The 13,317-nt window shown below is 59.4% G+C and carries 12 protein-coding genes and 3 pseudogenes; 13 read left to right on the top strand and 2 right to left on the bottom strand.

The features are described 5' to 3' along the window. Positions 1-5: 5 nt before the first annotated feature. From NPS56_RS23965 to NPS56_RS23990, 6 genes and pseudogenes are all read left to right on the top strand, one after another. Positions 6-170 (top strand): annotated as a pseudogene (locus NPS56_RS23965) (rubredoxin); the annotation flags it as partial. After that, complete coding sequence (locus NPS56_RS23970; RefSeq protein ID WP_274076946.1) at positions 159-1,403, top strand: FAD-dependent oxidoreductase; 1,245 nt, start codon at positions 159-161, stop codon at positions 1,401-1,403. The pseudogene NPS56_RS23965 and the gene NPS56_RS23970, both read left to right, overlap by 12 nt. 10 nt (positions 1,404-1,413) lie before the next feature. Then, a complete protein-coding gene (locus NPS56_RS23975; RefSeq protein ID WP_274076933.1) occupies positions 1,414-2,742 on the top strand; it encodes an NAD(P)/FAD-dependent oxidoreductase in 1,329 nt (442 codons plus the stop codon). Then, the gene (locus NPS56_RS23980) at positions 2,739-3,110 is read left to right on the top strand and encodes an ethanolamine utilization protein EutQ (RefSeq protein WP_274076934.1); all 372 of its coding nucleotides are present in this window, start codon (positions 2,739-2,741) and stop codon (positions 3,108-3,110) included. Before NPS56_RS23975 ends, NPS56_RS23980 begins: the two co-directional genes overlap by 4 nt. A 24-nt stretch (positions 3,111-3,134) precedes the next feature. Beyond that, positions 3,135-4,382: an MFS transporter gene (locus NPS56_RS23985; RefSeq protein WP_274076935.1), complete on the top strand. Its 1,248-nt coding sequence runs from the start codon at positions 3,135-3,137 to the stop codon at positions 4,380-4,382. A gap of 228 nt (positions 4,383-4,610) precedes the next feature. Further along, a complete protein-coding gene (locus NPS56_RS23990; protein ID WP_274076936.1) occupies positions 4,611-6,287 on the top strand; it encodes a BCCT family transporter in 1,677 nt (558 codons plus the stop codon). 135 nt (positions 6,288-6,422) lie between these two features. Here NPS56_RS23990 and NPS56_RS23995 read toward each other — a convergent pair. Both NPS56_RS23995 and NPS56_RS31410 read right to left on the bottom strand, forming a co-directional pair. Further along, positions 6,423-6,623: pseudogene (locus NPS56_RS23995) on the bottom strand (LysR family transcriptional regulator); the annotation flags it as partial. A 28-nt stretch (positions 6,624-6,651) separates the two neighbouring features. Beyond that, positions 6,652-6,856 (bottom strand): annotated as a pseudogene (locus NPS56_RS31410) (HlyD family secretion protein); the annotation flags it as partial. A gap of 100 nt (positions 6,857-6,956) precedes the next feature. Here NPS56_RS31410 and NPS56_RS24005 point away from each other — a divergent pair. The 7 genes from NPS56_RS24005 (at position 6,957) to NPS56_RS24035 (ending at position 13,087) form a co-directional block, all read left to right on the top strand. Continuing rightward, on the top strand, positions 6,957-7,583 hold the full coding sequence (locus NPS56_RS24005; RefSeq protein WP_274076938.1) for a TetR/AcrR family transcriptional regulator: 627 nt from the start codon (positions 6,957-6,959) through the stop codon (positions 7,581-7,583). After that, a complete protein-coding gene (mug, locus tag NPS56_RS24010; protein ID WP_274076939.1) occupies positions 7,576-8,094 on the top strand; it encodes a G/U mismatch-specific DNA glycosylase in 519 nt (172 codons plus the stop codon). The genes NPS56_RS24005 and mug overlap by 8 nt, the downstream gene beginning before the upstream one ends. 320 nt (positions 8,095-8,414) lie before the next feature. Beyond that, positions 8,415-8,894: a hypothetical protein gene (locus tag NPS56_RS24015; RefSeq protein WP_274076940.1), complete on the top strand. Its 480-nt coding sequence runs from the start codon at positions 8,415-8,417 to the stop codon at positions 8,892-8,894. A gap of 107 nt (positions 8,895-9,001) precedes the next feature. Beyond that, positions 9,002-9,559: a polysaccharide biosynthesis/export family protein gene (locus NPS56_RS24020; protein WP_274076941.1), complete on the top strand. Its 558-nt coding sequence runs from the start codon at positions 9,002-9,004 to the stop codon at positions 9,557-9,559. 56 nt (positions 9,560-9,615) lie between these two features. Further along, positions 9,616-10,704, top strand: a complete 1,089-nt coding sequence (locus tag NPS56_RS24025) for a hypothetical protein (RefSeq protein WP_274076942.1) — start codon at positions 9,616-9,618, stop codon at positions 10,702-10,704. 20 nt (positions 10,705-10,724) lie between these two features. Then, complete coding sequence (locus tag NPS56_RS24030; protein ID WP_274076943.1) at positions 10,725-12,287, top strand: GumC family protein; 1,563 nt, start codon at positions 10,725-10,727, stop codon at positions 12,285-12,287. A gap of 11 nt (positions 12,288-12,298) precedes the next feature. Then, entirely contained in the window at positions 12,299-13,087 is a 789-nt protein-coding gene (locus tag NPS56_RS24035; RefSeq protein WP_274076944.1) for a CpsD/CapB family tyrosine-protein kinase, read from the top strand. Positions 13,088-13,317 lie beyond the last annotated feature (230 nt).

Consider the following 13,317-nt stretch of genomic DNA (forward strand, 5'->3'; position numbering starts at 1 on the left):
ATAGTATGTTCAAGACCTGGCTTTGCATCGTGTGTGGCCTGATCTACGACGAGGCCCTGGGCTGGCCCCAGGACGGCATCGCCGCCGGCACCCGTTGGGAAGATGTCCCCGAAGACTGGATGTGCCCCGAATGCCACGTGGGCAAGGCCGATTTCGAGATGCTCGATATCAGTGAGTACACCCAGGCGGCCGCTGTCGCCAGCGTGCCGCTCAGCGCGCCGCCGCTGCCTGTCGCCGCACCGTCGCCGCGTCAGCCGATCGTCATCATCGGCAGCGGTTATGCCGGTTACGGCCTGGCCCAGGCGTTGCGCAAGGCTGACCCCAAGGTCGAGATCCGCGTGCTGACCCAGGAGTCCGGTCACCTGTACTCCAAACCCGCGCTCTCGATCGGGCTGTCCCAAGGCAAAAGCGCCGAGGCTTTGTCCGGCGAATCGCCGCTGGCCATCGAGCAGCGTCTGAACCTGCGTGTCTATCCGCACTGCAAGGTACTGGGCATCGACAGTTCGGCGCGGCGCCTGCGCACCAGCTTCGGTGACATGGAGTACGGCCAGTTGGTCCTCGCCAGCGGTGCGCAACCGATCCGCTTGCCGATCCAGGGCGATACTTCAGCGCTGATCAGCGTCAATAATCTGCAGGACTATCACGGCTTCCGTGAACGCCTGGGCGGCGTGCGACGTGTCGCCATCCTCGGGGACGGCCTGATCGGCTGCGAGTTTGCCAACGACCTGGCCCACAACGGTTTTGACGTCGATGTCATCGGTCTGGGCCGCTGGCCGATGGAGCGCCTGTTGCCAGTCGACGCCGGGCAGATGTTGCAGCACGCGCTGGGTGAACTGGGAGTGACCTGGCATCTGCAGAACACGCTGCACGCCATCGACGCCAGCGAGCAGGGCTATCGCCTGACACTCGCCGATGGTCGCACCCTGGAGGCCGACCTGGTGTTGTCCGCCGTCGGTCTGCGCCCCGACCTGAGCCTGGCCGAAAGTGCCGGCGTGGCGGTTGGACGAGGCATTCAAGTGAATGCGCAGCTGCAAACCTCTGTGCCGGGCATCTACGCCCTGGGTGACTGCATCGAGATTGGCGGGCAGCTGCTGCCTTACCTGGCGCCGATCAACCAGGGCATCCAGGCGCTGAGCAAAACCCTGCTCGGCCAACCGACCGCCGTCGACTACCCCTTGATGCCCGTCACGGTCAAGACTCCGGCCGCGCCGCTGTGCCTGTTGGCGCCTGCCATCGCTTGCGAAGGCGAATGGCGCTGCACGCCGACCGAGGATGGCTTGTGCGCCGGTTTTTATGACGCCCAGGACCAGCTCAACGGCTTTGTCCTGCTCGGTCGCCAAGCGCAAACGCAACGCAGCGCATTGCTGCAATCCTGTCAGCACACCCAGCAGGCTGTCGCCTGAGGCCAGACCCATGAAAAACACGATCAACCTGCCTTATGACGATGCGAGTTGCGGCTGGTATGCAGCGCTGCCCGAACAACCGGCCTGCAAGCGCCTGTCCGGCGAACAGCGTGCCGACTACGCCGTGATCGGCGCAGGCTTTGCCGGCCTGGCCGCGGCCCGTCGCCTGGCCGAACATCATCCGCAAGCCCGTATCCTGTTGGTGGATGCGCAACGGGTCGCCCATGGGGCTTCCGGGCGCAACTCGGGCTTTGTGATCGACCTGCCGCACAAGTTCGCGCTGGAGCATCCGGACCCCGCGCACAAACAGCGGTTGCTGTCGCTCAACCGCGCCGCGATTGCGCAGTTGCAAGGCCTGGTGCAAACCCGTGGGATCGATTGCCAATGGTCCCATGCCGGCAAGTACCAGGGCGCCGTCGGCGAACGTGGCCTGGCCTACCTGGAGCATTTCGAACGCCTGATGAGCGACCTTGGCGAACCGTTCCGCCGGGCCGATAGCGCCGAGCTGGCCAAGGTGCTGGGCACCGGTCATTACAGTGGCGCGATCTACACCCCCGGCTGCTACCTGATGCAACCGGCGGCGCTGGTCACGGGGCTGGCCCGGACCTTGCCGGCCAATGTCGAGTTGCTGGAAGAATCACCGATCCAGCGCCTGGAGCGCGACGGCCGTGGCGGCTGGATCCTGCACGGCACGGCAGGGCAGATCCGTACCCCGCAGCTGCTCCTGGGCACGAGTATCTTCACCCAGGAGTTCGGCTATCTGCGCAATCGCCTGTTGCCGGTCATGACCTTTGCCAGCTGGACCCGCCCGTTGACCGATGCGGAACTGGCCACCTATGGCGGCCAACTGGACTGGGGACTGACCCCGGCGGATCACGCCGGCACGACGGTGCGCATGACCCAGGACCGCCGCCTGATCATCCGCAACACCTACAAGCACGTGCCCAAATACGGCCGCAGCACCAGCGATGCCATGCGTTCGAAAATACAGGACTCGCACCGCAAGGCTTTCCTGGCGCGTTTCCCGCAACTGGCCGGGGTGCCTTTCAGCCATACCTGGGGCGGCGTCTACGCCATCTCGCGCAACTTCACCAACTTTTTTGGCGAACTGGAAAACGGTGTCTACGCATCGGCGTGCGACAACGGCGTCGGCGCGGCCTGGGGCACCATCTCCGGGACGATGCTGGCCGATCTGGCGGTGGGTGCCGATTCGGTACAGCTCAACGATATCCGCGCGGTGACCGGCATGCCCTCGCTCAACCCACCGGAGCCTTTTCTCGGCCTGGGCGTTCGCTCGCGCATTCGCCTGGCGGCCTGGAACAGCCGGAGTGAGCTATGAGCCAGGCGGATAACGGCAACCGCCGGGTGCTGCGCATCGACCATCAGGACCTGGACTTCACCTTTCGCGGCGGCCCGCCAGGCGCCGCGTACGTGGCGCGAGCCCTCAGCAACGAAATCTCGCCGAACATCGGCGTGGGTTTTGCCCGCTGGGAAGGTGCGCAAGTGGCCTGGACGGTGCTGTACGACGAGGTGATTTTCGTGATCGAGGGTTGCTTCGAATTGCGCGTTGGTGACGAGCTTTTTGAGGTCACGCCCGGGCAGTTGCTGTGGATTCCCGAAGGCACCGAACTGGTTTATGGCGGGCATGCGTTGTTCGGGTATGTGGTTCACCCCGGCAACTGGAAGCAAATACACGGCTTGGCTTGAAGCGCAATTCTCGGGGATCGCACGGTGATAAGACTGACAAAAACCTTCGGTGCTCTTTATCTGGCCAGCCTGTTGATGCAGCTGGGATCGACTTTGCTGATGACCTATCTGGCACTGCGCCTCAATGCGATGGGGGCGAGTGAAACGGCAGGTGGTGCGTTGATGGCCGCCAATGCCCTGGGGATGGTGCTGGGTGGCTGGGTCGGGCGCAGCCTGATCGCACAGGTCGGGCATATTCGAACCTATGCGGCCTGTGCCGGACTGATTGCGGCAGCGGTTCTGGCGCATGAGTTCAGCACGTCCCTGCCATTCTGGCTGGTGCTGCGGGGGCTGGTCGGGCTGGCCATGATGTGCCAGCTGATGGTGCTGGAAAGCTGGCTCAACGACCAGGCCCGGACCGAGCAGCGCGGCAGCGTGCTGGCGCTGTACATGGTCGCCAGCTACGTCGGCATGATGCTTGGTCAGTTGGCCTTGAGTCTCGACGAGGGGTTGGGAATCCGTGCGCTGTTGGGTGTGGCGATGGTGTTTGCGCTGTGCTCGGTGCCGGTGGCGCTCACTCGCAGCGCCCATCCGACGGCGGTGCCCGCGGCTTCGATCGACCTGCGATTGTTTGTGCGGCGCATTCCGCAATCCCTGGTGACGATTCTGGTGTCCGGCATGATCAATGGAAGCTTCTACGGGCTGGCGGCGATCTATGCCAGCAAACAGGGACTGGAAACAGCACAGGTCGGCCAGCTCATGGCGTTGACCATCGGTGCCGGGCTGTTGGCGCAGTTGCCGTTGGGCTGGCTCTCGGATCGTCTGCCTCGGGCAAGTCTGATCCGCGCGGTGGCGGTCTTGCTGGTGCTCATCAGCCTGCCGCTGGGCTTCAATCAAGCGCCTGCATTCGTGACTCTGCTGTGGTTCGGCTCGGCGATCGGCTTCCTGCAGTTCTGCCTCTACCCGTTGGGCGTGGCGTTGGCCAACGACAACATGGAGCCGCAACTGCGCGTTTCGCTGTCGGGCATGTTGTTGATCACCTTTGGTGTCGGCGCCTGCATCGGCCCGCTGATTGCGGGTGTGCTGATGGAGTTCTTCGGCACCTCAAGCTTCTACTTTTTCTATGCCGGCAGCGCCGCGTTGCTCGCACTGTGCGTAGGCCAGGCGAAAGTCACGGGTAAGCACCTGCAAAAGGATGCGCCACTGCATCATCCGGTGACGCCAAACGGGATTGCCAGCTCTAACCTGGTTTCGGTGGCTGACCCTGTGGGTGAGTGCGTCGACGGGCGTTAAGTGGAGGAGGGCGAGCCGGATTTATTGATGCGTTTTACTCATGAGTCGGTGATTAAAAATGGTTTGAACGATGGTCAGGTTTCAATCATCTTGGCGATGCTGCCAAAACCGAGTTAGACCGGAATTAATCTGAAGATATACAGCGCCCTGATGTCATTCGATATCAAGGGGTCAGTATCTTGCGGAATACTCTCTAAAACCCTTAAACAAAAACAAAAGGGGAAAACAATGCGTGCGCAATCAGGCGTGTTAAAAGGCTTGAATCCGAATGTGACAGTCGCTTCGATATTGGCGGTGATCTCATTTGTTCTGTTTTGTGCATTTAAAGACGAGCAGGCAGCCAAGGCCTTTGAAATGGCTTCGGTGTTTATCCTGCATAACTTTAAGTGGTATTACATCGCCCTGATCAGTGGCGTACTCGGTTTGCTGCTGTATATCTCCGTCAGCCGTTTCGGCAATCTCAAACTGGGCACCGAGCACGATCGGCCCGAGTTCAGTTTCGCTTCATGGATTGCCATGCTGTTCAGTGCGGGCATGGGCATCGGCCTGATTTTCTGGTCCGTGGCCGAACCCATGCTGCACTATGCCGACAACCCGTTTTCCAAGGGCCTGACGGACGAGTCGGCCACCCTGGCGATGCGCATCACCCTGTTCCACTGGGGCCTGCACCCATGGGCGATCTTCTCCATGATCGGCCTGAGCCTGGCCTACTTTGCCTACCGCAAAGGCTTGCCGCTGGCCCTGCGTTCGCTGCTTTACCCGCTGATTGGCGACCGTATCTACGGCTGGATCGGCCATGTTGTCGATATCATGGGTGTCGTCATTACGGCCTTTGGTGTTTCGCAGTCCCTCGGTCTGGGCGTTGCGCAGATCAATACCGGGCTGCATCAGGTATTCGGTATTCCGGTCAGTATCGGGTTGCAGTTATCGATCATTCTGGTTGTGAGTATTATTGCCTGCATTTCGCTACTTGCCGGGCTGTCAAAGGGTATGAAGCGTATTTCCACGCTTAATATGTACCTGTCATTTATTTTGATGTTGGCGGTACTGGCTATCGGGCCAACTCGCTACATCCTCAACTTGATGTTCGAATCCACCGGCGACTATGTACAAAACATCGTCGGCCTCAGCTTCTGGATGGACGCGCAGAAAGACAGCGAATGGCAAAACTGGTGGACGGCGTTCTACTGGCCATGGTGGATGACCTGGGGTCCTTTTGTCGGCCTGTTCATTGCGCGGATTTCCAAAGGCCGGACCATCCGTGAGCTGGTGATCGGGGCGCTGGTGGTACCGACCATGGTGACCATCCTGTGGATGTCGGTGTTCGGTGGTGCTGCGCTGAAAAACGAACAGCAGGATCGCCAGGCTTATCAGGCTTCCGTTGCCAGCCAGGTTGTGGGTCAGGAGCAACCGAAGTTCGAAGGCGGCACGGTGCTGCTTGCCACCAAGAAAGAAACCACGGCGGCGATGTTCACGCTGGTCCAGTCACTGGATGGCCCTACTGTTGGCGCCGTTCTCTCGATACTGGTGTGCGTGTTGCTGGGTGTGCACTTTGTCACCACGGCAGATGCCGGAACCCAGGTGTTGTGCACCTTGTGTGCCCTGGGCAGCACCAATCCGCCCAACTGGATCCGGTTGCTGTGGTGCATTCTGGAAGGGGCGATTGCGGCGGGCCTGCTGCTCGCCGGGGGACTCAAGGCCATTCAGATGGCGAGTATCGCCGCCGGATTGCCGATCGCCATGTTGCTGCTGGTGATGTCGTACACCCTGATTCACAGCTTGCGCAAGGAGATGCCGAGTGTGCCGGCGTGGACGCCTGCGGCAGAGGTTTTGCCGGGAATTGAGCGCCGTGAATCGGAATCGAGTGGGGTGCGTGTGGCTTCGTTGGCTTCTGCACAGGCTTAAGGCGCGCCATCGTTGGGGCATTCCCCCTCATTTTGTTAACAGTGTTTGTCCGGCGCTGCGCTGTTTGGCGCCGGGCTAAACCCCTAGCATCGTCTCTACCGAATGAACCAACCCGGTTGGGTCGACACTCTATCCTCAGAGGTTTTTGGTTTTTTTTGAAGAGCGGGCAATTTTGTCATCGGCAGCCAGCAACCCGGGCAGGTAGTCCTTGAGAAACTCCACCCAGGTTTTTATTTTTGCATCGACGAATTTTCGTGAAGGGTAGATCGCAAACAGATTCAACTCTTCAAAATGAAATTGCGGCAATACCCGTACCAGGGTGCGTGCCTTGAGGCCGGCCCGCGCTCATGAATGGCCCGGGACCGAACTCGGTGGCGACCAAGGTTTTCTTGCGGGCAAAATCCCTTCTGGTCGAAGTCCGCCGACTCCTTGGCCGATTGCCGTTCAACCTGCTGTTGACGGCAGATGGCCTTGAGCCCATCGATGCGCCGCAGCGCCACACTCAATTGCGCCTGGGCACGCTCGATCGTGATCTGCAGAGGCTTGGGGTCGAGGCGAAACAGCACTTCGCTTGAACAAACATGGATCAAGGAATTCGTGGTTCCTTATTTTTGTGCGATGGTGTAAAAATATCCCCTCATCCACCTTCCTGCAAGGATTTTGTACGATATGGCACAAAATAAAGTGGCAGAGGGCAAAGGCCGCGGCCGGCCCCGCGCGTATGACCCGCAGACAGCGCTGCAACAAGCCCTTGGTGTGTTCTGGAGCACCGGCTATTCCGGCGCCTCCCTGGACAGCATCGCCACGGCGGCCGGAATGAATCGCCCCAGCCTCTATGCGGCCTTCGGTGACAAGCATTCCCTCTACATCAAGGCGCTCGAGCAGTACTGGGAATTTGCCGCCGCCGACATGCAGGCCGCGCTGAGTGACAGCGCACTGACCTTGCGCCAGGCACTGATGCGTTTCTATGAGGGGCAGCTGTCGATCTACTTCTCGGGCGAGGGCCAGCCACGCGGCTGTTTCGCGATTGGCACGGCAACGACCGAGGCCGTCGAGGACTCGCAGATCCGTGAGGTGCTGGGCGATCGCCTGGGCAGGCTGGATGCCGACCTGGAGGCGCGCCTGCGCACCGCCATTGAAGCCGGCGAATTGAACAGCGATGTCGATGCAGGGGCGCTGGCCGTACTGGCTTCATCGCTGCTGCACAGCATTTCGATCCGTGCGCGGGCGGGCAAGTCCCGGGCAGAACTGACGGCGCTCGCATCTAATGCGGTCGATGTGATCTGCGGTGGGTGAGGGGCTCGACGATATATTGGCGCAGCAACTGGACGTGGTGTTTTGTGGCATCAACCCCGGCTTGACGGCCGCGGCCCAGGGGCACCATTTTGCCGGGCGCGGCAATCGCTTCTGGCGCACCCTGTACCTCGCCGGTTTTACGTCACAGCAACTGTTACCGGAACGAGACAGGTCCATCCTCGAATATCGCTGTGGTTTGACCGCGGTGGTCGAGCGACCGACGGCGCGGGCGGATCAGCTGTCGACCGATGAATTTGTCGCGGCCGCGGCGGCCTTCGAACAAAAGATAAGCAGGTTTGCGCCACGTTTCGTGGCATTTCTCGGCAAGGCGGCGTACTGCGCCTTGTCCGCCCAGCGCGACTTTGCCTGGGGGCCGCAGCCGAAAACCTTTGGCAATGCCGCGGTCTGGGTCCTGCCCAATCCCAGTGGGCGAAATCGCGCCTTTACCCTTGAGCAACTGGTGGATTCCTACCGCCAACTGTACGTGGCTGCAGGCGCGCGCCTGTTTTAACGCGAGGGCGTCGCTTGTTCCATACGAAGCGATCAACGTATCACTCGACGGCATCTTCATTGCATTCATTTAAGTGAACGTCGTGCGTTTGACAGCGTTTTTTTGCGAGGCTGCTGCGCACAGAATCACTTGCTGTCTCTGGCACGTTGCTTGGATCCATTGCGGCGTTTTTTTGACGTTATTCGGCGGCGTTTTATATTTCTATTTATTATTGTGACGTGCTATTGACGTACTGGCTATCTGCTTATAGGCTCCATTTAGCCTGATTCAGATTTCTTCAACCGACCAATTGCAAACCCTCAGCGCAGGGAGGCGGTTATATGCGGACGACAGTTTTCATTAAGTTGATGGTGTTATTTGCGACTCTGAATGGAGTAGCCGCTTCCATTGCCCACGCGGCCAATTTGCCCAATGAAATTAGTCGCATAAGCAGTGCTTGCGAAGGGGCACGGGCTCAAGCCGCCGTGGCTTCGACAGGGGCTGCCACTGCTGCCACTGCCAGCCTTGGCACAGACCTTGGTGGCTCTTCGCCAGATACCCAAAGTGCTCAACTTGCGAGCGCTGATTCTGGATCCAAGTCTGGAGCAAATGCTTCCGTCAATACTTCAGCGTGCGACGGTTTAATGGCGAAAGTTGCCACGCAGGCATTCGCGATCGATCCAGTCCAGGACAAGGGACTGACCGGAGAATCGGCGTTCCACGACACTCAACCCAATGCACTGCCGGTATCTGCGGTTGTATGGTTATTCTCTTCCGCACTATTGGGATTCATCGTTGTTGCCAACCGGCGCAAGATCTAGGTGCCAGTTTTACGAGACAGGTTTTTCCAGGTGTTACAGCTTTAAAGAGGACGCTGATTGTTACGGTTGATCCTCATTAGATGTGCTAACCAGGCGGAGGAATTCAGATGCTGCGTTTACTGTTACCTGCACTGTGTGCGCTGGCTATTGTGCCCAGCGTGGCCCGTGCCGCCGAAGACAGCCCCTATCTCCTGAATTCTGGAGATAAGGTTGAAGTGTCCATCTGGGGCGAGCCAGTGGAGAAATTAGAGCGCGTCGATGTGCTGCCCAATGGCTACATCACTTTGAAGCTGGCAGGGCCGGTCAAGGTCAAAGGGCTTGATACGTCTCAAGCTGAAAAGATAATCACTGACAAACTCACCAAATATTATCCCGATCCGGTGGTCAGCGTTGTTGTCACCGAGGCCAAGGGCAATGTCGTCTATGTCCAGGGCAAAGTACTCAAGCCTGGCAAGGTGCAGTTGGCCGGTGATACCGATGTCCTGCAACTATTGGGTGAAACCGGGCCCCTCGACAAGTTTGCGGACAAGGACGAAATCAAGCTCTTGCGGCGCGAAGGGAAAATCCAGAAAGTAATGCCCGTTGATTACAGCGCTCTCATTTCCGGGAGTGACATGTCCACTAACTACGAACTTAAGGCCGGCGATACGCTGGTCGTTCCCTGACATTGCGCGATGCATTAAGGATTAACTTGCGTTCATTGCAAACAACCGGAGTGGTGATGGCAATATTGACTTTGCCATGTTCCGGCATGACCTACGCCGGCACCTGGCAGTCGGAAGTTGCGCTGCCCATGACAGTCGAGCACGACAGCAATCCATTGCTCTTGACGAGTGACGAGAAAGCGGTGACTCGAACGATCATTGCCCCCGATTACACGCTGGTGGGTAATTTTGATCGGGATCAGTGGAAGTTTGGCCTGGGTGTCAATGTCGAGCGCTCGTCCGACACCGACGTCGTGTCCAATCGAGAAGATCCGAGGCTGTCGTTTGGCTGGCAGCGTGAGACCGAAAAGGGTAGCTATGGACTCACGGCGCGATACATCGAGAGTTCGACGCTTTCCACGGAAGTCCAGCAGACCGGTGTAACAGACTCGACCGACGGCACGCAGAAGCTCTCGAACATCGGCGGTAACTGGCGAAGTGCGGTGACCGAGCGCAGTACCCTGGTCAACGAAATCGACCTCACCCATGTCGAATACGACACCGATTCGCTTACCAACTACGATGAGCTGACCAACCGTTTCAGCTGGCTTTATCAATGGAATGAGCGGACCGAACTGTTCACCCGTTTCGAAGCGACGCGCTATGAGCCCAAGGACGAGACTACCCTTGGCTCCTCGAACAGCTACACCCCGGTGGTCGGCGTGAACTACCAGATCTCGGAGCGGTTCACGGGATCGGTGTACGGCGGCGTCAACAAGGTTTCCGACAGCGACAGTGGCCCCACGGGCCAGGGTGGCGTGAACCTGCGTTACACCGGTGAGCGTTTCGAGTCCTTCGTCGAAGCCAGTCGTAGCACGATCGCCAACGGCGAGGACGGCCTGGTCGAATCCGATGAGCTACGGGGTAATGTGAGTTATCTGCTCGACGAGACCAGTCGTGTCGGTGTTGATGGCTCCTGGCAGGAAACCAAAGGGGATGCGCCCAGTACCTTTCGCACATACGGCGCCTATGTGAGTCGCGAACTCTCGCCTTTTTGGCTTGCACGCCTATCCTTCACCTACAAAGAGCGCGAGCGAGACGGCTTGCCAAACGCCGATGCCAACATCATAGGGATGACCTTGATCTATAGTCACCCCGACTTCTGACCTTCAGCAGCGTGGTATTTATGTCCTCTGAATACGAAATGTCGGTCAACGACTACATTGCAGTAATCAAACACCGGGCCGTGCTGTTGATTGTGACTGTGGCCGTGATAATCGGGGCGAGTGTATTGGTGGCGACGTCCATGCCACCGATCTATCAGTCGTCCGGGACTATCCTGGTCGAGTCGCAGCAGATATCACCGGACCTGGTGGCGGGGAACAACAATACCTTTGCTGACGAGCGCATCGAGGTCATCCGCCAGCGCGTGATGACCCGCGAGCATCTGGAGGCGATCATCAACAAGTACAATCTTTTCGAAACGGGCAGCCGGCGACTGACCCTGACCGAAAAGATCGAAGAGATGCGCAATGCGATTTCCGTCGCCCTGGTCAGTGCGGCGGTCAAGGGGCGAGGCGAAGTGACGATTGCCTTTCGCCTGGCCTTCGAGCACCGGGAGCCGGAAGTGGCCAACGAAGTGGCCAAGGAACTGGTGACGCTGTTCCTCAACGAGAACATCAAGCAGCGCACCGAGCGCGCCAGTGAAACCACCGAGTTCCTGACCCAGGAAGCGAACAAGCTGCGCACCGAGCTGGAAGTGCTGGAGAACAAGCTGGCGGACTTCAAGCAGGCCCACGGCAACGCGCTGCCCGAGCATCAGGAGCTGCGCATGAACATGTTGTCGCGCTCCGAACTCGAACTCAAGGATATCGACCGCGACTACAAGGCGGCCAACGAAGAGTTGCGCTTCCAGGACCTGGAACTGTCGGCGGCCCATGCCGGTCTGGCGACCAGGGCGGCTACGGCGGGTGCGGTGGCTGAACCCGTGCAGGACCTGGCCAGCCTCAAGGCCGAGTACGCCCGGTTGCAGGCGATGTATACGGATGCCCACCCGGATGTACGGGCGGTCAAACGCAAGATTGCCGCCATGCAGGCAACCCAGGGCCGCGGCAGTTCCGTCACCCCGGTCAGCCTGGACGTGGCCAGGGTGCAGGCGCGCATCGCCGGCTCGGAACAGCGCATGCGCTCGCTGGCTTCGCAGAAGCAGGAACTGCTCAACAAGATCGCGACCCTGGAGAGCCAGATTCTCGAGGCGCCGCAAGTGGAGCGCGGCCTGGTCACGCTGATGCGCGACCATGAAAACGCCCGCAAGAAATACGAGGAAATTCGCACCAAGGAGATGAGTGCGAAGATTACCGAAAGCCTCGAGCAGGAAAACAAGGCCGAGCGTTTTGTGCTGCTCGAGGCGCCGCTGATGCCGGAAAAACCAGTGCGGCCGAACCGCAAGAAAGTCGTGGCCCTGGGCTTTGTGCTCGCGCCGGTAGGGGCGGGTGCACTGGTGATGCTGCTCGAGATGCTGAGCCAGCGGGTACGTGGTGTCGACGCGCTGACCAGTGTACTGGGCAGGCGCGTACTGGTTGCCATTCCCTATATTCATACCCAGGCGGAACTGGATCGTCGCAAACAGTGGCGAACGATACTGGTGCTCTGTGGCGTCGTGTCGATCGTGGTCTCCCTGGTGCTCCTGCACTTCCTCTACATGCCACTGGATCTGCTGATGTTCAAAGCTCTGGCGCGGTTTGAATAAGGAATATTGCGATGGAAATTATTAAGCCACCTCTGGGTAAGGGCGAACAATCGCCTTCGTCAGGCCTGGTGATCTCATCATCCGGGCAGCCTGCACCGGTCAATGCGCTCAGTTACGTGCAAACCAGGGTTGTACCGCTGCGGGCAGAGCACCTGGAGCGCCATCGCATTGTCGCCTACAACAAGAATTCGAACATGGGCTGGGCGTTCGACCTGCTGCGTACCCAGGTCCTCAAGGCCATGGAGGAAAATGGCTGGCGCACGCTCGCCATCACCTCGCCGACTCCGGAGGCGGGCAAGTCGGTGTTGGCGATCAACCTTGCCATGAGTATCGCGCACCACACGACCAAGACAGCGCTGCTGGTGGATTTCGATTTGCGTTGTCCCAAGGTGGGTAACTACCTGGGGCTGCCGATGGAAAAATCGCTCAATGAATTGCTGACCAACGAAGCGGAACTGCAGGAGGTCCTGGTCAATCCGACCTTGCCGCGTTTTGTGGTCCTGCCAACACGCGAACCGGTCCCGCTGTCCACCGAGGTGCTGTCGTCGCCGGCGGTGGGGGAATTGATCATGGATTTGCGCGATCGCTACAGCTCTCGCGTCGTGATCTTCGACTTGCCGCCGGTGCTCAGTTCGGACGATGTGATTACCATCCTGCCCAAGTTCGACTGCGTGCTGCTGGTGGTCGCCAATGGCATGAACACCAAGAAAGAGATCGAGGAAAGCCTGCATCACCTGGGCAGGGCCAACCTGATCGGCACGGTGCTGAACAAGTCCGGGCCGGCGAAACGTCCTTACTAATGCTCTGGCTTCTCGGGTCGTCGCTGAAGGCGGCCTGGCAGCCGACCCATCTTCCACGGCCGTACCCGATCCACTGTAGGAGCTGGCTTGCCAGCGAAGACGGCCTCAAGGTCGACCAATCTCTCACGGCTGTATTCGATCCCCTGTAGGAGCGGCTTGTCGGGTCGCCGCATCGCAGCGATGGCGGCATAACGGCCACCACCGCATCGCCAGCAAGCCGGCTCCTACAG

The sequence above is a fragment of the Pseudomonas putida genome (assembly GCF_028682635.1).
In the GTDB taxonomy this organism is placed as follows: domain Bacteria; phylum Pseudomonadota; class Gammaproteobacteria; order Pseudomonadales; family Pseudomonadaceae; genus Aquipseudomonas; species Aquipseudomonas putida_AE.